Origin of the sequence: Caballeronia sp. INML2, from assembly GCF_023631365.1 — a bacterium.
Classification (GTDB): Bacteria; Pseudomonadota; Gammaproteobacteria; order Burkholderiales; family Burkholderiaceae; genus Caballeronia; species Caballeronia turbans.
The window spans coordinates 24,840-48,000 of the sequence record NZ_JALQDH010000065.1 but is presented as its reverse complement, the minus strand read 5'-3'; the positions used below and the strand labels follow the sequence as shown (position 1 = coordinate 48,000).

Annotated in this window: 21 protein-coding genes and 1 pseudogene; 12 read left to right on the top strand and 10 right to left on the bottom strand. The window is 64.9% G+C overall.

The features are described 5' to 3' along the window. Window positions 1-33: 33 nt before the first annotated feature. From NCT32_RS22965 to oiaK, 6 genes and pseudogenes are all read left to right on the top strand, one after another. Complete coding sequence (locus NCT32_RS22965) at window positions 34-414, top strand: VOC family protein (protein ID WP_061117281.1); 381 nt, start codon at window positions 34-36, stop codon at window positions 412-414. A gap of 207 nt (window positions 415-621) precedes the next feature. Continuing rightward, window positions 622-1,349, top strand: a pseudogene (locus NCT32_RS22955) (MFS transporter); the annotation flags it as partial. Window positions 1,350-1,697: 348 nt separating this feature from the next. Beyond that, window positions 1,698-3,044 carry an MFS transporter gene (locus NCT32_RS22950; protein WP_061117194.1) on the top strand — a complete coding sequence of 449 codons (1,347 nt, stop codon included), beginning with the start codon at window positions 1,698-1,700 and terminating at the stop codon, window positions 3,042-3,044. Window positions 3,045-3,072: 28 nt separating this feature from the next. Further along, window positions 3,073-3,903: a phosphogluconate dehydrogenase C-terminal domain-containing protein gene (locus NCT32_RS22945; RefSeq protein ID WP_061117193.1), complete on the top strand. Its 831-nt coding sequence runs from the start codon at window positions 3,073-3,075 to the stop codon at window positions 3,901-3,903. A gap of 55 nt (window positions 3,904-3,958) precedes the next feature. After that, window positions 3,959-5,203: a ribulose-bisphosphate carboxylase large subunit family protein gene (locus tag NCT32_RS22940; protein WP_061117192.1), complete on the top strand. Its 1,245-nt coding sequence runs from the start codon at window positions 3,959-3,961 to the stop codon at window positions 5,201-5,203. After that, entirely contained in the window at window positions 5,200-6,582 is a 1,383-nt protein-coding gene (oiaK, locus tag NCT32_RS22935) for a 3-oxo-isoapionate kinase OiaK (protein ID WP_061117191.1), read from the top strand. Before NCT32_RS22940 ends, oiaK begins: the two co-directional genes overlap by 4 nt. 124 nt (window positions 6,583-6,706) lie before the next feature. On the opposite strand, the gene NCT32_RS22930 is transcribed toward oiaK, so the two are convergent. Further along, on the bottom strand, window positions 6,707-7,636 hold the full coding sequence (locus tag NCT32_RS22930; RefSeq protein ID WP_061117190.1) for a LysR substrate-binding domain-containing protein: 930 nt from the start codon (window positions 7,634-7,636) through the stop codon (window positions 6,707-6,709). Between the two features lie 252 nt (window positions 7,637-7,888). Between NCT32_RS22930 and NCT32_RS22925 the strand changes: the two genes are divergently transcribed. The 5 genes from NCT32_RS22925 (at window position 7,889) to NCT32_RS22905 (ending at window position 13,267) form a co-directional block, all read left to right on the top strand. Then, complete coding sequence (locus tag NCT32_RS22925) at window positions 7,889-8,197, top strand: DUF4148 domain-containing protein (protein WP_061117189.1); 309 nt, start codon at window positions 7,889-7,891, stop codon at window positions 8,195-8,197. A gap of 272 nt (window positions 8,198-8,469) precedes the next feature. Next, window positions 8,470-10,254, top strand: a complete 1,785-nt coding sequence (locus NCT32_RS22920; protein ID WP_061117188.1) for a DNA-binding protein — start codon at window positions 8,470-8,472, stop codon at window positions 10,252-10,254. A gap of 13 nt (window positions 10,255-10,267) precedes the next feature. Beyond that, window positions 10,268-10,663, top strand: a complete 396-nt coding sequence (locus NCT32_RS22915; RefSeq protein ID WP_061117187.1) for a hypothetical protein — start codon at window positions 10,268-10,270, stop codon at window positions 10,661-10,663. 147 nt (window positions 10,664-10,810) lie between these two features. After that, window positions 10,811-11,863, top strand: a complete 1,053-nt coding sequence (locus NCT32_RS22910; RefSeq protein ID WP_250490561.1) for a nitronate monooxygenase family protein — start codon at window positions 10,811-10,813, stop codon at window positions 11,861-11,863. Window positions 11,864-11,929: 66 nt separating this feature from the next. Then, window positions 11,930-13,267, top strand: coding sequence for an NYN domain-containing protein (locus NCT32_RS22905; RefSeq protein WP_061117185.1), 1,338 nt, complete (start codon window positions 11,930-11,932; stop codon window positions 13,265-13,267). A 23-nt stretch (window positions 13,268-13,290) separates the two neighbouring features. On the opposite strand, the gene NCT32_RS22900 is transcribed toward NCT32_RS22905, so the two are convergent. The 3 genes from NCT32_RS22900 to NCT32_RS22890 all read right to left on the bottom strand — a co-directional run bounded on the left by NCT32_RS22900 (window position 13,291) and on the right by NCT32_RS22890 (window position 16,049). Next, window positions 13,291-14,700 carry an HdeD family acid-resistance protein gene (locus NCT32_RS22900; RefSeq protein ID WP_061117280.1) on the bottom strand — a complete coding sequence of 470 codons (1,410 nt, stop codon included), beginning with the start codon at window positions 14,698-14,700 and terminating at the stop codon, window positions 13,291-13,293. A 154-nt stretch (window positions 14,701-14,854) separates the two neighbouring features. Then, a complete protein-coding gene (locus NCT32_RS22895) occupies window positions 14,855-15,658 on the bottom strand; it encodes an alpha/beta hydrolase (protein ID WP_250490560.1) in 804 nt (267 codons plus the stop codon). Window positions 15,659-15,707: 49 nt separating this feature from the next. Then, window positions 15,708-16,049 carry a DUF4148 domain-containing protein gene (locus NCT32_RS22890; protein ID WP_061117183.1) on the bottom strand — a complete coding sequence of 114 codons (342 nt, stop codon included), beginning with the start codon at window positions 16,047-16,049 and terminating at the stop codon, window positions 15,708-15,710. A 559-nt stretch (window positions 16,050-16,608) separates the two neighbouring features. Between NCT32_RS22890 and NCT32_RS22885 the strand changes: the two genes are divergently transcribed. Further along, window positions 16,609-16,986, top strand: a complete 378-nt coding sequence (locus NCT32_RS22885) for a DUF3331 domain-containing protein (protein ID WP_061117182.1) — start codon at window positions 16,609-16,611, stop codon at window positions 16,984-16,986. A gap of 325 nt (window positions 16,987-17,311) precedes the next feature. Here the strand turns inward: NCT32_RS22885 and NCT32_RS22880 are convergent, their stop codons facing one another. Genes NCT32_RS22880 through NCT32_RS22855 form a run of 6 tightly spaced genes read right to left on the bottom strand, consistent with a single transcriptional unit; the run spans window position 17,312 to window position 23,081 of the window. After that, a complete protein-coding gene (locus tag NCT32_RS22880; protein ID WP_250490559.1) occupies window positions 17,312-17,809 on the bottom strand; it encodes an SRPBCC family protein in 498 nt (165 codons plus the stop codon). A gap of 7 nt (window positions 17,810-17,816) precedes the next feature. Further along, window positions 17,817-19,262, bottom strand: coding sequence for an efflux transporter outer membrane subunit (locus NCT32_RS22875; protein WP_061117179.1), 1,446 nt, complete (start codon window positions 19,260-19,262; stop codon window positions 17,817-17,819). After that, complete coding sequence (locus NCT32_RS22870) at window positions 19,259-20,224, bottom strand: HlyD family secretion protein (RefSeq protein ID WP_061117178.1); 966 nt, start codon at window positions 20,222-20,224, stop codon at window positions 19,259-19,261. The genes NCT32_RS22875 and NCT32_RS22870 overlap by 4 nt, the downstream gene beginning before the upstream one ends. Next, window positions 20,221-20,430 carry a DUF1656 domain-containing protein gene (locus tag NCT32_RS22865; RefSeq protein ID WP_061117177.1) on the bottom strand — a complete coding sequence of 70 codons (210 nt, stop codon included), beginning with the start codon at window positions 20,428-20,430 and terminating at the stop codon, window positions 20,221-20,223. Before NCT32_RS22865 ends, NCT32_RS22870 begins: the two co-directional genes overlap by 4 nt. 34 nt (window positions 20,431-20,464) lie before the next feature. Next, a complete protein-coding gene (locus NCT32_RS22860; RefSeq protein ID WP_061117176.1) occupies window positions 20,465-22,567 on the bottom strand; it encodes an FUSC family protein in 2,103 nt (700 codons plus the stop codon). 4 nt (window positions 22,568-22,571) lie between these two features. Next, window positions 22,572-23,081 carry a MarR family winged helix-turn-helix transcriptional regulator gene (locus tag NCT32_RS22855; protein WP_061117175.1) on the bottom strand — a complete coding sequence of 170 codons (510 nt, stop codon included), beginning with the start codon at window positions 23,079-23,081 and terminating at the stop codon, window positions 22,572-22,574. Between the last annotated feature and the right edge of the window lie 80 nt (window positions 23,082-23,161).

Genomic DNA, 23,161 nt, shown 5'->3' with positions numbered 1-23,161 from the left:
TGATGAGCCGCGACGATCAAACGAGGCATGGCCATGAACGCCTGGAAACCCCCGACCTACCCCTCCATCAGTCCGTACCTCATCTGCGAAAACGCGGAAGCGACCATCACATTTCTGCAGAAAGTCTTCGAAGCCGAACTGGTCCGCCGCTTCGATCGTCCTGATGGCTCGCTGATGCACGCCGAAGTGCGCATCGACGACAGCATCGTGATGATCGGCGGTGGCGCAACGGATCAGCAATCGCCGGGGCCGCATATCCACGTCTACGTGCGCGACGTACAGGCCGTCTACGACCGCGCCATCCACAACGGCGCGCAAAGCGTGCAAGCGCCCACGCGCAAACGCGCCGATGACGACTTCAGAGGCGGCTTTTGCGACGCCGCCGGCACCACGTGGTGGGTCGCCACGCAATGACCGCCTAACGTTTTTTTCTCTTCGCGCGTGGCGGGCGGCGCGCCCAGACTTTCGCGCAACGCGTTCGTCAGCGTGCTCAGAAACTGATCGACCGCAGGCGCAAGTCGGCGCTCGCGCATCACGGTGACCTGCAACAGGCGCTCGTTGAGCAAAGGCTCGTCGATGGGTGTGGCGACGAGCGTCGGCGGGCGGGGGTCGCCTTCGAGCGCGACCGCGCTGCCGAGCGTGATCGCCGGTGAGCGCGCCGAAATGATGCCCGCCACGGAGCTCGCAGCGTGGGGCTGGCGCATTCCGTTCTTCTTCGGCTTGCTGATCGGACCGGCGGGCCTGTTCCTGCGACGCTATCTGCGAGACGCGGCCGATTACACCGAAGCCGACCACACGGCCACGCCCGTGCGCGATGTATTCACGCAGCAGAAGGCGTTGCTGCTCGTCTCGATCGGCGCGCTGACGGTATCGACGGCGGTGAACTACCTGTTGCAGTATGTGCCGACGTTCGCGATCCGCGAGCTGCATCTCGACGCATCGACGGGTTTCGCGGCGAGCAGCAGATGTCGACGGCGGCGCTGCTGCTCTTCGCGACGGGCTATCCGGCGTTCGCGTATGTCGTGTCGCATGTGTCGGTGCCTGCACTGTTCGCACTCGTCGCGTGGCTCGCGTTGCTCGAGGCGATCTACTTCGGCGCGCTGCCTGCGCTGATGTCGGAAATCTTTCCGGTGTCCACGCGCGCGACGGGCATGTCGATCGGCTACAACATCGGCGTGACGGTGTTCGGCGGATTCACGCCCGCGATCATCATCTGGTTGCTGAGCGCGACGGGCAGCAAGGCGGCGCCCAGCTTCTACATGATGTTCACGGCGGTGATCAGCCTCGCGGCGCTGGCAGCGGTGAGCCGGGGGAAAGGCGGAACGCGGGCATTGCGCGTCGCGGCGTGAAGGCGCTGACGCGAACGACCTTCATCGGCGAGTCATCCCGATGAAGGTCGATGCCTGTTCGGTATGCACGCGTCGATGAGGCTTTGGGTCACCCGCGACGCCGCTGAATTCGTGAGCGGCAGCCGGCGACACTTCGGCTCGACGACCGGCTCGGCCCGGAGACCGAACGCTGTGAGATTTTCGCAGCACCACTATGGCGGTTTATGGATAAAGACGTGAATATATCGCCGTAAGCTGTGAGAAAAAATCGATCCGATTCGGCGTTTGCACCTATGTCTCGCATCCCTCCGGCGATGGTCTACTCGTCACACCAGTTGACCACACTCGTGCGCCACGCCTGGAGGAGACATGAACGTTGTGCAAACGCAGTCCGTCGAGCGATCGGCGATCAGAAAAGTGTCGTGGCGGCTCGTGCCGTTCGTCGCGCTGATGTTCTTCATCAACTTTCTCGACCGGACCGCGATCTCGTTCGCCGGCCCGAACGGAATGACCAAGGATCTCGGCCTCACCGCCGCACAGTTCGGTTTCGCGGCGGGCGTGTTCTTCATCGGCTATATCGTGCTGGAGATTCCGAGCAATCTCGCGCTGCACAAGTTCGGCGCGCGCCGCTGGCTCGCGCGCATCATGGTGACGTGGGGCATCGTCGCATTGCTCTTTACCTGGGTGAGCAGCGTAAACGGGCTCTATACGCTGCGCTTTCTGCTGGGCGTTGCCGAAGCGGGTTTCTTTCCCGGCGCGATTCTCTTCCTGAGCACGTGGGTGCCCGCGAAGCATCGCAGCCACATCCTCGCGCTCTTCTATCTCGCGCAACCGCTCACGATCGTCATCGGCGCGCCGTTCGCCGCGCTTCTGATCCAGGCGCACGGCTTCTTCGATCTCGCCGGCTGGCGCATCATGTTCTTCGGCGTCGCGATTCCTGCCATTCTGGTCGGCGTGATCGCGTGGTTCTATCTCGCGGACAAACCCGCTGACGCCCGTTGGCTCACGGCCGCCGAGCGCGACTGGCTCACGACGCGCCTCGACGAGGAAGACCGCGCGAAAGGCGCATCGGCCAGCAAGGTCCACGGCAACCCCGTCGCCGCGCTGATGAGTGGCCGTGTCTGGCTCTTCGCGCTGATGTACTTCGGCCTGATCTACGGGCTTTACGCGCTCGCGTTCTTCCTGCCGACCATCATCGGCGGCTTCGAGGCGCGCTTCGGCACGCACTTCAACGTGTTCCAGAAGGGTTTGATCACCGCGATTCCGTATCTGCCGGCCGCGATCGCCCTGTTCCTGTGGAGCCGCGACGCAACCAAGCGCGGCGTGCGCTCGTGGCATATCGGCGTGCCGGCGCTGATCGGCGCGTTGAGCGTGCCGCTCGCGATGCAGATGGGCTCGCCCGCCGCGACCATCGCCGTGATCACCGTGACGGCCTGCGCGATCTTCTCCGCGCTGCCGAACTTCTGGGCGCTGCCCGTGCGCTTTCTTTCGGGTGCGGCGGCGGCAGCGGGCATCGCGCTCATCAACACGGTCGGAAATCTCGCGGGTTTTGTCGCGCCGTACATCACCGGCATGGCGAAGGACGCGACGGGCTCGTATCAACTGCCGATGCTGATCGTCGGCGCAATGATGCTGATGTCCGCCGCGCTCGCCTTCGCCATCGGACGCACGAGTCAGGAACGCGCGCCGGATGCCGTCGCGGCCAACGCACATTGAACACTCACCTCACACCGGAGTCATCGAAATGAAGGAAAAGATCGCGTTATTCGGAGCAGGCGGAAAGATGGGCGTGCGCCTCTCGAGCAACCTGCTGAAGTCGGACTATCGCGTCGCGCATGTCGAGCCGGGCGCGGCCGGACAGAAGCGGCTGAAGGATGAACTCGGTATCGAATGCGTCAGCGCCGATGCCGCGCTCGACGGTGCGCAGGTCGTGATCCTCGCCGTGCCCGATACGCTGATCGGCAAGCTCTCGCACGACATCGCGCCCAAGCTGTCGCCGGGCACGATGGTCATGACGCTCGATGCCGCCGCGCCTTTCGCCGGCCATCTTCCGGACCGCAAGGATCTGACGTATTTCGTCGCGCATCCGTGCCATCCGATCATCTTCAACTACGACCTCGACGAGAAGTCGTTGCATGACCACTTCGGCGGCGCGCACGCGAAGCAGTCGATCGTCAGCGCGCTGATGCAAGGGCCGGAGGAAGCGTTCGATCTGGGCGAGGCCGTCGCGAAGGTGATCTACGCGCCGATCCTGCGTTCGTATCGGCTGACCGTCGATCAGATGGCGATCCTGGAGCCGGGCCTGTCGGAAACCATCTGCGCGACGCTGCTCTACGTGATGCGCGAAGCGATGGATGAGACGATCAGGCGCGGCGTGCCCGAACAGGCGGCGCGCGACTTCCTGCTCGGCCACATGAACATTCTCGGCGCAGTGATCTTCAACGAGATTCCCGGCGCATTCTCCGATGCGTGCAACAAGGCGATCGAATTCGGCAAGCCGCGCCTGATGCGCGATGACTGGAAGAAGGTGTTCGACCGCGAGGAAATCGCGGAGAGCATTCGCCGTATCACCTGAAAATTGCGCGCTGCACGAGCAAGATCGCAACCGAATCGCCATCGAGGAACTGACTGTGACCGAACGCATCCACGCCACTTACTGGCTCGAAACCGGCGTCGATCCGGGCCTTGCCGCCGAGACCATCGCGGGCGAGCAGTCGAGCGGCACCTTCATCGCGCTGCCCAACGAGACGCCCGAACTCAAGGCTCGCTCGGGCGCGCGCATCGAACGGCTCGAAGTGCTGGGCCATGCCGAGACGCCGAGTCTCCCGGGAGGCGCCGCATCGAAGCGTTATACGCAATGCGTGCTCGAACTTTCGTGGCCGATCGGTAACTTCGGGCCGTCGCTGCCGAATCTGATGTCGACGATCGCGGGCAATCTCTTCGAATTGCGGCAGGTGTCGGGCTTGCGTCTGACCGGGCTGCGCCTGCCCGCGTCATTCGCGGCGGCGTATCCGGGGCCCGCGTTCGGCATCGAGGGTACGCGCAAGCTGTCGGGCGTGTCGCACGGTCCGCTCATCGGCACGATCATCAAGCCGAGCGTCGGGCTTTCGCCGCAGGAAACCGCCGCGCAGGTGAAGGAACTGGTGGCGGGCGGCATCGACTTCATCAAGGATGACGAATTGCAAGGCGACGGCTCGCATTGCCCGTTCGACGAACGCGTGCGCGCGGTGATGCGCGTCGTGAACGATCACGCCGAGCGCACCGGCAAGAAGGTGATGGTCGCGTTCAACGTGACAGGCGATCTCGATCAGATGAAGCGTCGTCACGATCTCGTGCTCGAACAGGGCGGCACGTGCGTGATGGCGGTGCTCAATTCGATCGGTCTCGTCGGCATGACCGAGTTGCGCAAGCACAGTCAGTTGCCGATCCACGCGCATCGCGCGGGCTGGGGTTATCTGACGCGCGCCGAAGCGCTCGGCTGGGACTATGCGCCGTGGCAGATGCTGTGGCGGCTCGCGGGCGCGGATCATCTGCACGTAAACGGCCTGCGCAACAAGTTCAGCGAATCCGACGAAAGCGTGATCGCGGCGGCCCGCGCGGTCCTGTCGCCGGTGATGGACGAAGCGCCATTGACCGCGATGCCCGTGTTCAGCTCGGGCCAGACGGGCTTGCAGGCGGCGGACACGTATGCCGCAATCGGCTGCGCGGATCTCATTCACACGGCGGGCGGCGGCATTTTCGGGCATCCGGGCGGCGTCGCGGCGGGCGTCGAGGCATTGCGCGAGTCCTGGGTCGCTGCGATCGAAGGCGTGCCGCTCGCCCGTCATGCGCAACGCAGCCCTGCGCTGAAGAGCGCATTGGAGTTCTGGAAATGAGCACGCAATGGCCGGACGGCCTGCTGCTCGCGTACTACGGCGACGACTTCACCGGTTCCACCGACGCGATGGAAGCGATGACCGCCGCCGGCGTGCCGACGCTTCTGTGCCTGCAAGCGCCCGCGCCCGAACTGCTCGCGCGCTTTCCCGATGTGCGTTGCGTCGGGCTGGCGGGATCATCGCGCGGGCGCAGTCCGCAATGGATGGACGACGAGTTGCCGCACGCCTTTGCGAGCCTCGCCGCGCTGGGCGCGCCCATCCTGCAATACAAGGTCTGCTCGACTTTCGATTCATCGCCGCACACGGGTTCGATAGGCCGCGCGATCGACATCGGCGTCGCGCAGATGCGCGGCAGGTGGTCGCCGATGATCGTCGGCGCGCCGCGCCTCAAGCGCTATCAGGCCTTCGGCAATCTGTTCGCGGCAGTGGACGGCGAGGGCCATCGGCTCGACCGTCATCCTACGATGTCGCGTCATCCCGTCACGCCGATGGACGAAGCGGACCTGCGCGTGCATCTGGGCCGGCAGACGGAGCGGCGCATCCGCCTGATCGATTTCGTGCAGTTGCGTTCGCCGGATGTTCGCGAACGCCTGAGCGCGCTCGCGAACGACGGCACGCCCGTCGTCATGATCGACGTGCTCGACGAGGAGACGCTCGCCGCCGCGGGCAAGCTCGTGTGGGAGGCGCGCGGCGAGGGCGTGTTCACGGCGTCGTCGTCGGGACTGCAGTACGCGCTCGCGGCGCACTGGCGCGCGAACGGGCTCGTGCCGCAGACGCCGGGCTTGCCCGACGCATCGCCCGCCGCTGTGATCGCGGCCGTCAGCGGAAGCTGTTCGCCCGTGACGGCGGGGCAGATTCGCTGGGCGCGCGAGCACGGCTTTTGCGTCGAGCGCCTGGACTTGCGCCGCGCACTCGATAATGCGCAATCTCGCGAAGCCGAAATCGAACGCGTGACCGGCGCCGCGGTTCGTGCGGTGTGCGCTGGCGAAAGCCCGATCGTCTTCAGCGCCGAAGGCCCGGACGACCCCGCCGTGCTCGCATTCGACGACATGGCGTCGCACGCCGGACTGAGCCGCGCGGACGCCGCGCGCCGGGTTGGCGAAGCGCTTGCCGAGGTGATGCGCCGGCTGCTCGATCGCACGCCGTTGCGCCGCGTCGTCGTCGCGGGCGGCGACAGTTCCGGCGAAGTGGCGAGCAGGCTCGGCATCACGGCATTGAGCGTCGCGGCGGCCATGGCGCCGGGCGCGCCGCTGTGCCGCGCGTGGTCCGACGATCCGGCGCGCGACGGGATCGAAATCGTGCTGAAAGGCGGACAGATCGGCCGCGCGTCTTTCTTCGGCGACGTGCGCGACGGCGCTTCATGGACCGGGGCTTCGTGAGGTTTCATCGAAGACGGGCGATTTCGATGGCTCTGCGAGGCACGGCGGATCAACGAGAGCATCGCCGCGGCGATCGCGATGCACGCGCGCCTCTCGCGTGCGAGCGCGCTCTACGGCATGTTCTTCACGTCCTGAGCGCTTCGTCGTCCCGCGCGCGCAGGAACGCGGTCATCTGCTCCAGACTTTCGTTCATCTCTTCGATCAGCCAGCGCTCCAGCTGCGCGACGTCGGCATGCGCGCGCAGATGCGGCGCGACCCACAGCACGAGCTGACGCGGACCCGGCGCGAAGCCGAACGGCGCAACGAGCTTGCCGGACATGAGATCGTTCATCACGAGCAACTGCGGTACGAGCGCCACGCCGAGACCGCACACGGCCGCCTGAATCAGCAGATAGAAGTGATCGTAGGCATCCGCGCTCGCGCCGGCGATCGGCGCGAGGTTCGTCGCGTGATACCAGTCCGTCCACGCCTCCGGGCGCGTGCGGGTGGACAGCAGCTTTGCGCGCGCGAGATCGGCAGGCGTTGCGAGTCCGATCGACTGTGCATACTCCGGCGAGCACACCGGCCCGATCCATTCGTCGATGAGCGTGCGCGTGACCGCGTCCTTCGGCGGCTCGATCGTGTTCGCGCGAATGGCGACGCTGATCTTGTCGCGCACGAAATCGATCTGGTCGTAGTTCATGTTGAACTTGAGCTCGGTCTGCGGATAGCGCCGATGAAACCCCGCGATCCTCGGAATCAGCCAGTTCATCATGATGGTCGCGGAGCACGACAGCGTGAGCGGCTCGGGCTTCAACTGCTCGATACTCGCGTCGATGAGATTGAACGCGGTAGTAAGTCCCTCGGCGAGGCGCCTGCCTTCGGGCGTCGGGTCCGACGACTGCGCGGAGCGCACGAGCAGCGTGAGGCCGAGCGTGTCCTCGAGCGCCTTCACCTGCCGGCTGATCGCGCCGTGCGTGACGCACAGCTCCTGCGCGGCGAGCGTCATGCTGCGCAGGCGCGCCACGGCCTCGAACGCGCGCAGGGCGTTCAGCGAAGGGCGCGGGGTCTGCATGGGTCTCCTCCCTGTGTGGTCCCGATCGTGTCCTGTTTCGATACGGCAAGCCGATTGTAGACGGCGCGGCGGGCCGTCCTCTTTGTATCGCACTGTATCCGCAGTGAAGCCCGACACACGGCGTTTCATAACCTGCGTGCCGCGAAACAAGCCAGATACGTGCGCCGGTTCTAATACCTCCATGCCCGAACGATTCGCAACACGGCGCGGATCGACAAGACGGGTTTCCATCCCATTCTCTGGAGGTCAATCATGAAAGTCATCCAATCGCTTATCGTCGCTGCCGCTGTCGCGCTTCCGGCTTTCTCGTTCGCGCAGTCGAACCAGCCGATCACCCGTGCGGAAGTACGCGCGCAGCTCGTCGAGCTGCAAAAGGCCGGTTACGATCCGGCGAGCGACCAGACGCAGTATCCGCAAAACATCCAGGCCGCGCAGGCGCGCGTCGATGCCGCGAAGGGCCTGACCGCCTACGGTGCGCCGGTGAACGGCGCCTTTGCATCGGGCGCGCGTTCGACAGATGCGAACGTCATCGGGCTCGGTCCGGTTTTCGCAAGGCCGTAAGCGCGCGGTTTGCTCGATTCAATGAAGCCCGGACGGATGGCCCGTCCGGGCTCGATGCGTTTCTGTGAATAACGTATTACGTCTCGAAATTATCGCCTCTCAAGCGATACACTCTCGCTGCAAAATCCCGTTTTCGAGGGCACGTGACGCGCTGCGCAATGGCGAGGCGTGGAAAATGGGTATCATCCCGTTCCGCCCTGGCGCGGATTCAGCCGAATGTAACAACGTATCGCAGTTTTTTGAGTGCGACGCCACTGATTTTCGAGGCGCTTATGCCCACAGACGTAGACATCATTACCGACGAGCAAATCGCGTCGATCGCCGACCGCCTGACGCAAGAAGGCCGCAAGGTTTCCCCCGTGACCGTTTGGACGGAGGCCGGCAGCGGCTCGGTCGTCGCCATCGCGGCAGGCCTGCAACGCTGGCGCGAGGCGCGTTCCCCGGACGTGCCGCAGCAGCAGGCGCCGACCGGACTCCCCGACGACCTCGCCGAGACGCTCGTGAACGTCGCGCGGCGGCTCTGGACCGTTTCTCGCGACGAAACCGAACGGATGTCCGGCCAGCGTCTGTCTGCGGTGAGCCAGCGGCTTTCGACCGCGCTCGCGGAGCGTGACGAGGCGCTCGCCGAGTTCCAGAAGACCGGCGACGAGGCCGCGAAGAGCCGCCAGCAAATGACGGAGATGGTGAGCGCGTTGCGGGCATCGGAAGAGTCGGTCGCGCGCTTGCGCCAGGAGTTCGAAGCCGTCACGGCGCGCGCGCAGACCGCAGAGACGCGCGTCGAGGAAGCGTTGCAGCGCGTATCGGCGGGCGAGGCGCAACTGGAAGCCGTGAAGGCGTCGCTCGAAGAAGAGCGGCGCGCGAAGGATGCGCTGAACGCGGCGTTGTCGGCGAAGGACGAAGACATCGCGCGCATCGCACAAGAGCGCGATCAGGCGCGGCAGGACCATTCGGAATTGCATGCGTCGATGTCGGGCAAGGACGAAGCGCTCGCGCGTCTCGCCGATGAGCTCGATCAGGCACGCGAGCAGCACGGCAATTTGCACGCGTCGCTGACTGGCAAGGACGAGGAACTCGCGCGCATCGCCGACGAGCGCAATCAGGCGCGGGAGCAGCACGAGCAGTTGAGCGCATCGCTCGCGGGCAAGGACGAAGAGCTTGCGCGCATTGCGCAAGAGCGCGACCGCGTGCTTCAGGATCACGCGCAACTGCATGCATTGATGGCGGGCAAGGACGACGAGCTCGCGCGCATCGCACAAGAGCGCGATCAGGCGCGGCAACAGCATGAAGCGTTGAGCCTCGCATCGCAGGAGAAATCGGCTGAAGTCGAACGCTGGTCGCAGGATGCGATCGCCGCGCACGGGCGCGCGCAGGCCGCCGAGGCGCAGGCGAGCGAAAGCCTCGCGCACGTCGCCGCACTGGAGGTGGAGTTGAACGAAGTGCGCGTCGCGCTCGCGGCGGAGCGTGAGAACGCAGCTGCGCGAAACGCCGAAATTACCGCGTACCGCGATCACGCTGGCCGTGTCAGCGCCGAGCTGGATGAAGCCCGCAAGCAGATCAGCGCGTTCATGGAAGAGAAGGCCGAGCAGGGCGCCGAACTCGCGCGCGTGTCGAACGATGTCAACGCGTTGCGCGAGCGCGCCGAGGCCGCCGAGAAGAACGCGACCGATCTCGCGAAGCGCCTCGTCGAGAAGGAGCAGGGCGACGAGTCGGAGCTCGCGTCGCTGCAGCGTCAGATCTCGGCGCAGGCGAAGGCGCATTCGAAGGCCTATGACGATCTCCGCGCCAACGCCGAGCAATGGGTCACCTACGCGAAGGACTTGCGCCAGCGTCTCGATGTGGCCAACGAGAAGATCCTCTTTATCGATGCTCGCAGCACCGGCGAAGTCGCGCTGATGCGCAGGCTCGCGGTCGAGCTGGAGCGCCTGAAGCCGGATCACGAACTCGTGTTCCGCGAGTCGCAGCAGAAGATGATCGGCGACAAGATGGCGCAGCAGCTCGCGCAAAAGGGTTATCGCTACGATCCGGCGACCGCGGTGATGTCGAAGATCGAAACGTGATCTTCATGTGACGATGCAAACGCAGACCCTCACCGTCACGATCGATCGCGATTGGCGCGAGCTCTATGAAGCGATCTGGCATCCGGAGGTCTTTCCGACATGGGCGTCCGGACTCGCGCAGTCCACGCTCGAAGACCTGGGCGACCACTGGCGCGCCCGCGGTCCCGAAGGCGATGTGACGATCCGCTTCACCGGTCACAACGCGCTCGGCGTGATGGATCATTACGTCGGTCTGCCGAACGGTGAAGAGGTCTACGTACCATTGCGCGTTTATCAGAACGGCGCGGGCGCCGAAGTGGCGCTCACGCTGTTCCGCCAGCCCGGCATGTCCGACGAAAAATTCGCCGCCGACGCCGACTGGGTCCGCCGCGACCTTGCCGCGCTCGCCGCGCGTCATGCGAAGCCCTGACTGCGCTTCTCAGGCCACAGTCCGCGAAGCGCTCTCGCCGACGAAGCGCCATCCGTCATGAGTCAGCTTGAAAGCCAGTCCGGTCGGGACTAGGCTTTGGCGAGGGTCCGGCACTTGCTTTCGGGCCGTTCATCGCGCGAGGACGACATGACCGCGAACGCTGCGCCTTTCGATACCGAGTTGACCCGCGTGCTCGGCTGCCTTTATCCGATCATCTCCGCCGGCATGGGAGGCCCCGCGCGTGCGGAACTCGCGTCGGCGGTGTCGAGTGCGGGAGGCTTCGGATTGCTCGGCATGGTGCGCGAATCGCCCGAGACGATCGCCGACGAAGTCGCCGCCGTGCGCGCCGCGACGGATCGGCCATTCGGCGTCAACCTCATTCCGACGGGCACGAAACCCGGCTTGCTGGCCGCCGAGCTCGACGCCTGCCTCGAACTGGCGGTGCCGGCGAACTGCTTTTTCTGGGACGTGTACCCCGATATCGTCGCGCGCGCGAAAGACGGCGGCGCGCTCGTGCTGTATCAGGTCGGCTCGCTCGAAGATGCGCTTCGCGCGGAAAAGGCCGGCGCCGATGTGATCGTGGCGCAAGGCGTCGAGGCGGGCGGCCATGTGCGCGGCTCGACCGGCATCATGACGCTGCTACCCGAAATCGCCGCGCATATCCGTGTGCCGGTGGTCGCGTCGGGCGGCATCGCGACGGGCGCGGGGCTCGTTGCGGCGCTGGCGCTGGGCGCGAGCGGCGTGCATTGCGGCACTGTCTTCCTGCCGACGCACGAATCCTATGCGCACGATTATCACAAGCAACGCGTGATCGATGCGCGCGCGGGCGACACCGTCCACACCGACCTCTACGCGATCAACTGGCCCGCCGGCTCACCGGTGCGCGTGCTCGCGAACAGCCTGACGGATGCGGCGCGCGATCATCTCTTCGGCAACGATCCCTATGCGCTGCCGCGCGAAGTCATCGCGCATGACGAATGGGGTGCCGTCGAAAAATACAGCACGATCTCTCCGCTGCGATCGACGACCGGCGATCTCGAAAAAATGGCGCTTTTCGCGGGGGAATCGTCGGCGCTGGTGAGCGAGCGGACATCCGCGGGCGAAGTCGTCGAACGTCTGATGCGCGAGGCGAACGAGACGCTCGACGATCTGCTGGCGCGACGCGAGAAGACCTTGAACGTCGGGGGCGGCGAGTCATGAACGGCCATCGGGCCGACAAGCTATCATGTGCGCATTCCAAACAAGCCGCACGGGCTGGAGAATCATATGGCTGGACCTCAGGAAAGCGTCAGCATGGCGTTGTTCTGCGACTTCGAAAACGTCGCGCTCGGCGTTCGCGATGCGAAGTACGAGAAATTCGATATCCGGCCGGTGCTCGAACGCCTGCTGCTGAAGGGAAGCATCGTCGTCAAGAAAGCCTATTGCGACTGGGATCGCTACAAAGGCTTCAAATCGGCGATGCATGAGGCGAGCTTCGAGATGATCGAGATTCCGCACGTGCGCCAGTCGGGCAAGAACTCGGCCGACATTCGCCTCGTCGTCGATGCGCTCGATCTTTGCTACACGAAATCACACGTCGATACGTTCGTCATCATCAGCGGCGACTCCGACTTCTCGCCGCTCGTGTCGAAGCTGCGCGAGAACGCGAAGAAGGTCATCGGCGTAGGTGTGAAGCAATCGACGTCCGACCTGCTCGTCGCGAACTGCGACGAGTTCATCTTCTACGACGACCTCGTGCGCGAGCAGCAACGCGCCATCGCCAAGCGCGAACAGCGCGAATCGAAACGCGCGCCCGATGAAGAACGGCATCCCAGGCAGGAGACGGACTCGCGCAAGTCGCAGGCCATCGCGATCACCGTCGAGACGTTCGAGGCGCTCGCATCGGAGCGCGGCGAGAGCGGCAAGATCTGGGCGTCGGTGTTGAAGAGCGCGATCAAGCGCCGCAAGCCGGGCTTCAGCGAAACGCAATATGGCTTTCGTGCGTTCGGCAATCTGCTCGATGAAGCGCAGTCGCGCGGTCTGCTCGAAGTGGGCCGCGACGACAAATCCGGCGCATTCGTGTTTCGCTCCGCTCAGTCCGCTCAGGCCGCGGCGGTCGATGTGAGGCAACCCGAGGCGCCGGTCGTCCAGAAAGAAAACGAAGGCGCTGGGAACAACCGACGCCGAGAGCGCCGCGGCGCAAGGAAGAGTGCGCACGCGGCCGCGCCCGAGCCCGTCGTGTTCGAGGAAGAAGCATCGACGCCGGTCGCTCCGACAGAACACGAAGGCGCGGGGAAAAGCAGCCGCAGAGAGCGACGAGACGCAAGGAAAGCCGCGCACGAACCGGTCGCGTTCGTGGAAGAGGCACCGATGCCGGTCGAACGCGAGACGTTCGAACCGCAAGCGGAAGCTACACCCGCGCCCGCATCCGCGCCGAAAAAGCCGGCCGCGCGGAGCCGTGCGCGCAAGACTGCGACGAAGCAGAGCGTCGCCGATGTATCGAACGAAAGCGCGGTGATCGCCGCCGGACCGGTTGCCGAATCGAAGGCGGAAAAGCCATCGCGCAAATCGTCATCGCGCGGCAGCCGCTCGCGCAAGGCCATCGACAAGGCGAGCGATCAGTAAATCGCGCGCATCGAATCATCGCTTCATCCGGTGCGCCGTTCCGCTTCCACCGACGCTTCTCCTTGCGCGCGCGCCGCCGCATGCTCTTCGGCGCGCCAGCGCTGCCGCGAGCGATACATCGTCGCGACCGCGATGCGCGCCATCTTCACCCAGCCGGAGTGACGCGGGTCGGCGAGCATGCTGAGCGCGCGCGCGTAATCGAGCGTGAGGCCCGGCGTCCAGGCCATCGTCGCGGCACGCTTTCGCACTTGCGCCGCGACCCATAGCTCCGGTGTCGTCATGATGCGCACGAGCGGCTTCCATCCGCCGCCCTTGCCCCATACGCGCGCCGACGCACCCTCGATCGCCGCTTCCAGCGCCCGCGCCACGGAACTCGAGCAATTGCGGTAAGTGAGGTTATAGGTCGTGTCACGCCGATACGCCTGCCAAAAGCGCGCGAGCCTCACCGGATCGTAGTTGCGGATGCGCACCTGTTGCGTCGACGGACACCACGCCTTCGACTCGGTTTCATAGTCGGGCTGAAAGAGGCCGGGCACGTCGTTCTCGCGTGTCGCGCGCAGCGTGCGCGTGAATTCGTTCGGCGAGCGGTCGATCTCGACCGCGGGATACAGGCTGATGTAGACGCCTTCGGGCGTTTCCAGCGCCGCGTGGCCCGTCGAGATGGTGCCGTTCCTGTCGACAGCGGCGATATAGCGATCGACCAGCAACTGCCGCTTCGGCTGCGACTTCGCCGTGCCGACCGGCGTCCATACGTGCACGGTCAGCGCGGCTTCATCGGGTGCGGGCGGGCCGTCGAAGACCGCGCCGGCGAACGACGGCGCGGCGCGCGCGGGTTCTGCCTGCGCCGCCGTAGCCGATTCGCCTTCGACGGCGGGATTCGCCGCCATGCGCCGCACGCGCGCCGCGAGCAGGATCATGTTCCAGCCGCCGAAGAAGAGGCCGAACGCGACGCAATAGGCGACCGTGCCCGCATAGTGATCGGGATAAGGCTGATAGAAAAAGATTGCGATTGCGATTTCGAGCACGCCGCCTGCCGTGGCGAGACGCCATTTGCGATAGCGGACCACGCGCGCGGAGACGATCTGCAACGCGCCATCGACGAGAAAGAGCGTGCCGAAGATGAGCGACAGCACGAAGTTGCCGTGCTCGCCGCCGAACAGCACGAGCAGCGCCGAGAGGCAGAACGTCGTGCCTTTCACGTAGCGCAGCTTGCGCTGACCGCCCATGCCGGTCCACGCGACGGCGAGTGTGGCGAGGCCTTCGAGCAGCATCATCAGCGCGAAGGGGATGATGGGAAAGTAGAGCGAGCCGTCGAGCGCGTCGGTGAAGATGACGCCGCCGAGCGCGATGCTGAGCAGCCCGAGCGTCATCACCGAGCGCCATCGCGTGCGCAGATAGTCCACGCCGAGAAGAATCATCACCAGCCGAACCATCGCTTCCTCCGTCTCATCATTCGATACCTCGTGCGGCACATGCGCGGCCACACACGTTATAAGGCATCGACGGCGAAAGCGGCAAGAAGGGAAAACCGCAGACGAATACGCGCGGCTGCCGTGCAAGGGCACGACGGCCGCGCGATCGCGTCACCTATTGCACCGCATGCTTCGCGGCATCTTCGATCACCGCCGCGACCTGTTGCGGCTTCGATTCATACACGGAATGGCTCGCGCCGGGAATGACCGTGATGTGACTATGCGCGCGCTCGTAGTACCAGCGTTCGAGATCCGGATTGATGATCTTGTCGCTGCCCGCGACGATGCCCCAGCTCGGCTTCGACGTCCATGCTGCAGCCGTCAGCGGCGTCGTGAAGACTTGCGCCGATGTCAGAATCTGCGAGCGCGATTCGAACGTGGCCTGCCTGAGCGGCAGATCCGCGGCGAAGTCTTTCGAGAAGACGGCGGGGTTCAGGTACGTGTAGCCATCCGCTGTCTTTTCGACGGCGTCCGTCTGCTTCGCGAGGAAGCTGGGCGTTTTCTTGCCGAGCGCGCCTTCGTCCTCGCCCACATTCGGCGCATGCGCCGCGACGTAGACGAGCCCGGCGACATTCGTATGCACGCCCGCTTCCGTGATGACCGACCCGCCGTAGCTATGGCCGACGAGAATGGTCGGACCGTTTTGCAGGTCGAGCACGCGCCTGGTTGCGGCGACATCGCCTTCGAGCGAGGTCAGGGGTTCCTGGACCATCGTGACGTGATAGCCGTCCCGGGTCAGGATGTCGTAGACCGGCTTCCATCCCGAGCCATCGACCCACGCGCCGTGAACGAGGACGATGTTCCTGACGGGCGCATGGGCATCGGCGGCCGGGGCGGCATTCTGAGCCATTGCGCCAGCCGATGCGAACACACCGGCCGACAGCGCCAGCACCGAGGCTGCTTGCAAGATTCGCTTCATGAAGGACTCCGCTTGTGCGAATGAGAGATCATCGATCCGGACGCGCGCATCAGCTACCGAAGAACGGCTGACAGAAGTCGATCGGGCCGACGCACGTGTTGTTCATCGAGACATGCTTCGGTGCACCCGATGCACTCGTGCCGGTTTGCGCGCCCCCGTACGTCCGCACTGCGTCGGCATGTTGCGCGGCGACCTTCGCTTCTGCCGCCTGAATGTCGGACGGGTAGTACGGATCGCTCGCGAGCGCGGGGTTATAACCTGCCTTTTCGACCGCGACGAGATCGGCGCGGACCTGTGCGCGTGTGACGGGACCGTTCGACTGCGCGAATGCCAGAGCGGGCGCGGCGAGCGTGGCGGCAACGAGGGTGAAGCTGACGAGGTATTTTTTCATGATCTATTCCTGGTGGATGATGCGTATGTATTCGGGTATCCGAAATAAATATTCTCTTCGGTTTCCCTTGGTCAAGGCCGTCGGTCTGTGTTCGTGTTGCGACCTTGATGACAATGTATCGCCCGGCGCGCGCCTCGACTACACCTACGAAGGAGCGTGCTCGCACCAACCATCGGTGCATCGGCTAAACGTTCGCATGGCGCGTGCGCCGTGGATCGAACCGTCCGGCTGCATCGCATGCGACGTGCGGATGAGCCGTCTCATGCGCGCGTCTGACGCGCTCATACGAAGGTGTTAGCTCCTCGCCGAGCCCTGCGCGAATCAAACCTTCATATAGGTTGACTCAACCAATGGGCGGTCTCGTCAACCGTATGTACGGCTAGGCGCGTGATTTTCGTTTGATTAATTTGGAGTGGTCGCGATGCGCATTCTCGATATCGCGCTTCGCTGCGGCCTTCGCAGGCGCTTCGTCGCCGCGACGGCGAGGCACTGGCAGACAAACCCGCTCGAGGCGGCGTGAGCGGATCGGTTCACCCCATTCTTCAATAAGGAGCCGGCTATGGCCGAAGCTGCAATCGCGCTCGATCCGTGGGCACAGACGATCTTTCGATTGACGTCGCTGAATGATGGCGTGAGTTTCGAGGCGCCTTCGGCGAGGCGTCCCTTCAGTCAAACGGGCGAGCGCCGCGTCACCGTGAAGCTGATCGAGCGTCCGTCGAGCACCACGGCGACGATCGAATGGCGCGATCCGACGCGCTGCTGCTATGGCGATCAGGTGTGGCGCGCGATGCGCGCGCGCACCGCCGGCGTGTGCGCGATGAGCGGCGTCGAGATCCGTCCGGGCGACCGTGTGTACGGGCCGAATCCGCGGCCGGTTCCGGGCAACGCGGGCGCGATGATTCTGGCATCGGTGCTGGATCAGGCGACGTCGCTATGAATCGATCCCGTTGCGCGAGCTCGCCCTTTCGCGATGCGCTCGTGCCTCATCGTTCAGATCGGCGACTGGGTGTTGCGCAATGTGTGCCGCAATATCGCGCAATGGGATGCAGACGGACTGTGCCGGCCGATGCCCGCCGCGGACCTCACGAGGTTTCTGTGCGCAATGGCGGGCGCATCGTCGCGGCGCGGCGTGATTGCGCGGCGCTTGCCGTGTAATCGTTAAGGCCGGCGGGATAAGGCTAAAACGGATGAGGATCAATACGTGGAATATCCGCGACGAGGACATGATTGCGGTGCGGGGGTGATCCGGTGCCAAGCCCGCCTCACCTCTGCGCTTCACGATGCTCCACGCCCACGAGCCGCGCATCGAGCCGCCTTGCAAGCGCTTCGGCGCCGCGCTGCATCACGTAGTCGTGCTTCCATTTGAAGAGCGGCCGCGCGATCGGCGCAAGCAGCTTCATCCATCCGCGTCCGGTGCGCACGCGCCATTCGTATCGCACGATCGTCACGTCATTCTGCGATGAAAAGTGCCAGCACCCCGAGCCTTCGACATCGCCACTCGCTTCCCCTTCGAGCGACATCAGCGGCTCGACGCGCGTAACACGCATGTCGAAGCGCACGCGATACGGCAAACGTCCTTTCCATGTATAACGATGCAACGCGCCGACGCCATCGCGCGCGCCCGTTTCCACTTCGATCACACGTTCGACGCACGCCCACCAATGCGGCCACGCCGACGGATCGTGGATCGCGTCCCACACGGATTGAAGCGGCGCCGCGATCCTCCAGACGGTAATGAATCGATATTCGCTCGCACGCACGATCGCCTCATTTTTGCTTCGAGTTCTTCGCGACTGCTTCGTCGGTTTCCCAGCCGCCGCCGAGCGCGCGGAAGAGGTTCACCTGATCGATCGCGACCTGGCCTTCGGCGGCCGCGACCTGCGCCGCGACGCCGGTCAATGTACGCGTCGCGTCGAGGTCGTTGAGGAACGACTCGCGGCCCGCGCGATACAGCCGGTTCGTTTCATCGGCCGATTCGATCGCCGATTTATACGCGGTGCGCAATGCATCGGCGCGCGTGGTATCGGATGCGTATGTGGCGAGGCTGCTCTGCGTCTCCTGCAGCGCCTTCAGCACGACGCCGTCGAACTGTGCAAGCGCGCCGCCCGTCGCCGCTTCGGCCTGATGCACGCGCGCGCGTTGACCGTTGATCGGAAAGCTCCAGCTGATGAGCGGCCCGAACGCCCAGCGGTTCGTGTTCGCGCCGAAAAGATCTTCCACGACACCCACCGACCCGACCGACGCACCAAGGCTCACCGACGGATACAACGCGGCGGTGGCCACACCGATGCGCGCCGTCGATGACGCGAGCTGCCGCTCCGCCTGACGCACGTCGGGGCGGCGTCTGAGGAGCGCTGCGCCATCGCCGACAGGAATCGGCGCGCGCAGCTTCGGCAGCCGCTTGCAGGCGAGGGCGGCTCGGGGCAAGTCCGAAGGCGCGCGCGCAAGCAGCATCGCAAGCCGATACTGCGCGACACGGCGGCGCGCGATGAAGCGCGGAATGTCGGCGGCGAGCGTATCGGCCTGAGTCTGCCCGCGCGTGACTTCCGACTGATTGCCGCGGCCCGCGTCGCGCAGACGTTGCGTGAGCTTCACGCGCTGCTTCTGCAAATCGAGCGACTTCTGTGCGATCTCCAGCTCTTCGCCCGCCGAGCACGCTTCGACATACGCGCGCACGACATCCGCGACGACCGTGATGCGCGCGAGGTCCTGCGCGGCTTCGACGGCTTCATCGTCGGCATTCGCCGCTTCGACGCCGCGCTTCAGCTTGCCGAAGAGATCGATCTCATATGAAATGGAAAGATCGAGCGCGCCTTCATTGACGACAGGAATCTTCTCCGTCAACAGATATTGCTCCGCCGATTCCTGCGCGCGCTGAAACGCCGCCGATGTCTTGCCCGAGAATCCGCCTTGCCGGTTCGCAAATTCGACTTCGGCGCGCGAGCGTGCGAGATTCGCGGCGGCCACGCGCAGGTCGGTGTTCGACGCGAGCGCCGCGGCCACGAGTTGATCGACGACGGGATCGTCATAGAGGCGCCACCATTTGGCGGGCACTTCGCCTTGCGTGACGGGCGCGCGATCCGCGCCGTCGATGGCCGCGTTCGCGTAGGGCGCTTTGATCGCCGCGTGATCGGGCAGCGTGTAGTTCGGGCCGACCGTGGTGCAGCCGAAGAGCGCGATGGCAGACGAAACAGCGATGGCGACCGCTTTCATTGCGATGCGCCCGACGCGGGGGCCGACACGCTCGAAGTCGGCGCAGGCGCAGAAGCCGGCGAGGTCTCCGACGCCGCGCGCTTGCCGATCTTCGGACCGATGCCGCGCACCGAGACCGTCGCGGTGCGGCCCGCGATCATGCGAAAGTCCGCCGGAATCTCATCGAGCGTCACACGCACCGGAATGCGCTGCGCGAGACGCACCCAGCTAAAGGCAGGATTCACGTTCGGCAGAAGACTCGAGCTTTGCTGACGGTCGCGATCCTCGATTGCCGCGACGATGCTCTGCACATGTCCGCGCAGGAGGCCCGGCTCGCCCATCACCTTGATATCGACAGGCTGGCCGATATCGATGCCGCCGAGCTTCGTTTCCTCGAAGTAGCCATCGACGCGGAACGAATGCATGTCGACGACCGAGAGTACCGCGCGTCCCGCCGACACGAATTCGCCGACGCGCGGCGCGCGATCGTTGAGATAACCGTCGACGGGACTGAGAATCTCGGTGCGTTGCAGATTGAGACGCGCCGTGTCGATGGCGACTTCGGCATCGGCGAGCGCGGCGGTCGCCTGCTCGACGCGCGAATGCGTTTCCTCGACGACTTCACGCGCGACGAGATTGCCGAGCGCGCGATTGCGCGCATCTTCGCGCCGCGCCTGATCGAGCGTCGCGCGGCGTTGCTGCGCGGTAGCCTGCGCATTGCGCAGCGCGAGCGTGTAGCGCGCCTGATCGATCACGAAGAGGACATCGCCCTTTCTGACCTGCTGATTGTCGATTACCTTCACGTCGGTGATGAGGCCGGACACGTCGGGCGCGACCTGGATCACGTCGGCGCGCACGTGACCGTCGCGCGTCCACGGCGCGAACATGTAGTAATCGACGAGCTTCCATAACACGACGCACGCAATCGCGACGACGATGAGCGTAAGCAGAATCTGCCCGAGGGAGAACCAGGTTTTTTTCACGAGATGAGCCGCTGCGAAACGATGACGACAACGCCCAGCACCAGAACATAGATGCCGAGATCGAAAATGGAACGGTGCCACACGAAGCGATAGAAGCCGACGCGCGCGAGCACGGTGCGGATCGCGAGATTCAAGAGATAGGCGATGAACATCAGCACGAGCACCGCAGGCACGAACACGCCGAGAATGTCGATTTCGCCGATCATGTGTGGCGTTCCGATGAAAGAGCAAATTTAAAGATCATGCCGGCTCCTCGCGCGGCGGCGCGCCGTTCGCGATGCCGGGCTGCGTCTGCGTCGCGGGTGGATGCAGCGACAGGCGCATGCCGACGAGCGCGTGCAGCGTGTCCCGCAGCCATTTCTCCGCGACCACGTCTTGCGACTGCGTGATCGCGCGGGATGTGACCTGCGCGCTCGTCGCATCGATGCTGCGAATGAGTTCGACAGGCACCGGCTGACGCGTGCGGCGCGCGATGCAGAGTTCGAAGTAATGACGCAATGCATCGAGCACGGTATCGACCGAGGTCTGCAATTCGATCGGCAGCTTGCGGCGCGTGCGGCGCAGATCGAGCGCATTCAACGCGACGCGGAAATCGCGAAAGCTTTCGATCGATGGGTGACGATGCGAGTCCGTTGCGGCATGACGCGGCAAGAGTTGCATCAGCCTGTCGAGCATGCGTGCATAGAGTTCGCGCTGGTCCTGAATGACTTCCGCTGCCGACGCGCTCAACACGATATCCGCCCAGGCCGAACGCGTGAGCCGCGCGGCAGCGAGTTCCGCGCCGAAGGGCCGCGTCATGCGCGTCCAGATGAACGCGAAGAGCAGGCCCGCGACGCCCGCGAGATTGCTGTTGATGAACACGAAGAAGTCCGCTTCGTAGGCGCTCTGAATGCTGATAAACGTCGCGGTGTTTACGGCCGTGAGCATCGTCACGAGCGTGAAGCGCGGCCGCGGAATGAGCGTGCCGATGATGAGAAAGGGCACGGAGAAGATCAGCACGAGCATCGGGAAGTCGTGCACGTGGGGCAGCACGGCGAACACATAGAGGCCGGCCAACACGACGCTCATGCAGGTCGCGAGAAAGAAGGTGAACACTTGCGGCGCGGGCTCGTCGAGCGCGGCGAAGAAGCAGCACGCGACGGCGGCGAGCGTCACGGCGCCAGCGCCATCGTTCCAGCCCGATTCGATCCAGAGTGCGCACGCGACGATGATCGCGCTGACCGCGACGCCCGTCGAAAAGAGCATCATGCCGCGATCGAAGAAGCGCGCCGTGCCGCCGAGCCGCCAGTGACGGAAGTGCGGACGCCATTCGCTCGTCTCGTTGAGAATCGCCGCACGCAGCGCGCGAATGTCCTGCCATACATCGACGACCTGACCGAGACGCCACAGCGCATTCGACAGCAGTGCGCCGTCGGCGCTCGCCAGCGCTTCGACGGAGGGACGCATCGCCTGGATGCGTTCGCGCAGCGCATCGGGCTCGCGCTCGTCTTCCACATCCTGCTCCGCGCGCGGCATCGGCGAGCCGACCCATGCGGCCACGTCCTTCAACAGTTGTTCAAGACCTCGAGGATGCGCGCCGTGCTTGTCGATCAGTTCGATGAGCGGATCGGCCATCGACGAAATCAGCGGCAGGAAGATTTGCATGCGGCCCTGCAACGCGCGCGCGCGTCGGATGATATCGGGCCGCGTGTGATCGTAAGTCAGCTGGCTCAGCAGGAATTCGAGGCCGTTGACCGTTGCCGCGAGCCGCTGGCGTGCCGCTGAAATCGATGCCCCCGCGATATGTCCCGAGAGCGTCTCGCACGCATAGAACGCGGCATCGCGAAACCATGCGTCCGTTCGTTCGATGAGCGTCGGCGCGAGCCGGCTAGGAAGCACCGCGCTGCCGACGATGCTCGCCACCACGATGCCGAGCAGAATCTCCTCGGTGCGCGTGATCGCGAGATCGAAGACCGTGATCGGGTTGGTGACGGCGGGCAGGGCGATCAACGGCAGCGTATAGCCCGCGAGCAGAAAGACATAGCTGCGCGCGCTGCGGTCGAACATGGAGAGATAGAGCAGCGTGCCCGTCCATAACGCGACGATCACACTGAAGAGAAACGGCGACTCGACGAAAGGCGGCACGATCAGCACCGCGCCCGCCGCGCCGATCATCGTGCCGAGCGCGCGATAGAGCGCCTTCGAGCGCGTCGCGCCGACGAACGGATTCGACACGATATAGACGGTCGCCATCGCCCAGTACGGACGCGGCAGTTCGAGCGCGAGGCCGATGTAAAGCGCGATCATCGCGGCGGCGAAGGTCTTGGCGGAAAAGAGCCACTCGCGCGCGGAAGGAAAGGACATGGCGCTATGCTCCGCGCCTGCCGGCTGGGCGGACGGGCTTTGCGGCGTCGTCGAGCGCTTCCAGCGCGGCGAGCAGTTTTGCATCCGGCGATGCGCTGAACGCATTGAGCACGCGCAGCGTGGTTTCGAGATCCTCGCGGCTCACGCCCTTCAGCAGCCGCGCGCGCAGCGTCACGAGGCGCTCTTCCATGCGCGCGGTGACCGCGCGGCCTTCATCGGTGAGCGTGATGGTTTTCGCGCGCTTGTCTTCCGGGTCTTCGTCGCGTCGCACGAGGCCTGCCGCGCAAAGCTGATCGAGCAGCCGCACGAGCGATGGCCCTTCGATGCCGACATGCTCCGCGAGCGTCACCTGACGCACCGCCTCGCCGAGCCGATTGGCCGTGAGCAGCGGCACCGCGCATGCTTCCGACACGCCGTACGAGGCGAGCACGCCGTGACTCGTGCGGCGCCAGCGTCGCGCGGCAAGCACGAGCGTGCTGCTCACGGAGCGGCGCAGGATGTCGAGATGGGTCATGCGGCCGGATTATAACGAGAACTCTATTCGTTAGCATGCTATCGACTTATGATTTTTTTTCACTTCGCGTTCGGTGAAAG

Coding starts and splice junctions, on each gene's coding strand:
- NCT32_RS22965 (WP_061117281.1), top strand. CDS start 34: ATGAACGCCTGGAAACCCCCGACCTACCCCTCCATCAGTCCGTACCTC.
- NCT32_RS22950 (WP_061117194.1), top strand. CDS start 1,698: ATGAACGTTGTGCAAACGCAGTCCGTCGAGCGATCGGCGATCAGAAAA.
- NCT32_RS22945 (WP_061117193.1), top strand. CDS start 3,073: ATGAAGGAAAAGATCGCGTTATTCGGAGCAGGCGGAAAGATGGGCGTG.
- oiaK (WP_061117191.1), top strand. CDS start 5,200: ATGAGCACGCAATGGCCGGACGGCCTGCTGCTCGCGTACTACGGCGAC.
- NCT32_RS22930 (WP_061117190.1), bottom strand. CDS start 7,636: ATGCAGACCCCGCGCCCTTCGCTGAACGCCCTGCGCGCGTTCGAGGCC.
- NCT32_RS22925 (WP_061117189.1), top strand. CDS start 7,889: ATGAAAGTCATCCAATCGCTTATCGTCGCTGCCGCTGTCGCGCTTCCG.
- NCT32_RS22920 (WP_061117188.1), top strand. CDS start 8,470: ATGCCCACAGACGTAGACATCATTACCGACGAGCAAATCGCGTCGATC.
- NCT32_RS22915 (WP_061117187.1), top strand. CDS start 10,268: ATGCAAACGCAGACCCTCACCGTCACGATCGATCGCGATTGGCGCGAG.
- NCT32_RS22910 (WP_250490561.1), top strand. CDS start 10,811: ATGACCGCGAACGCTGCGCCTTTCGATACCGAGTTGACCCGCGTGCTC.
- NCT32_RS22905 (WP_061117185.1), top strand. CDS start 11,930: ATGGCTGGACCTCAGGAAAGCGTCAGCATGGCGTTGTTCTGCGACTTC.
- NCT32_RS22900 (WP_061117280.1), bottom strand. CDS start 14,700: ATGGTTCGGCTGGTGATGATTCTTCTCGGCGTGGACTATCTGCGCACG.
- NCT32_RS22895 (WP_250490560.1), bottom strand. CDS start 15,658: ATGAAGCGAATCTTGCAAGCAGCCTCGGTGCTGGCGCTGTCGGCCGGT.
- NCT32_RS22890 (WP_061117183.1), bottom strand. CDS start 16,049: ATGAAAAAATACCTCGTCAGCTTCACCCTCGTTGCCGCCACGCTCGCC.
- NCT32_RS22885 (WP_061117182.1), top strand. CDS start 16,609: ATGGCCGAAGCTGCAATCGCGCTCGATCCGTGGGCACAGACGATCTTT.
- NCT32_RS22875 (WP_061117179.1), bottom strand. CDS start 19,262: ATGAAAGCGGTCGCCATCGCTGTTTCGTCTGCCATCGCGCTCTTCGGC.
- NCT32_RS22865 (WP_061117177.1), bottom strand. CDS start 20,430: ATGATCGGCGAAATCGACATTCTCGGCGTGTTCGTGCCTGCGGTGCTC.
- NCT32_RS22860 (WP_061117176.1), bottom strand. CDS start 22,567: ATGTCCTTTCCTTCCGCGCGCGAGTGGCTCTTTTCCGCCAAGACCTTC.
- NCT32_RS22855 (WP_061117175.1), bottom strand. CDS start 23,081: ATGACCCATCTCGACATCCTGCGCCGCTCCGTGAGCAGCACGCTCGTG.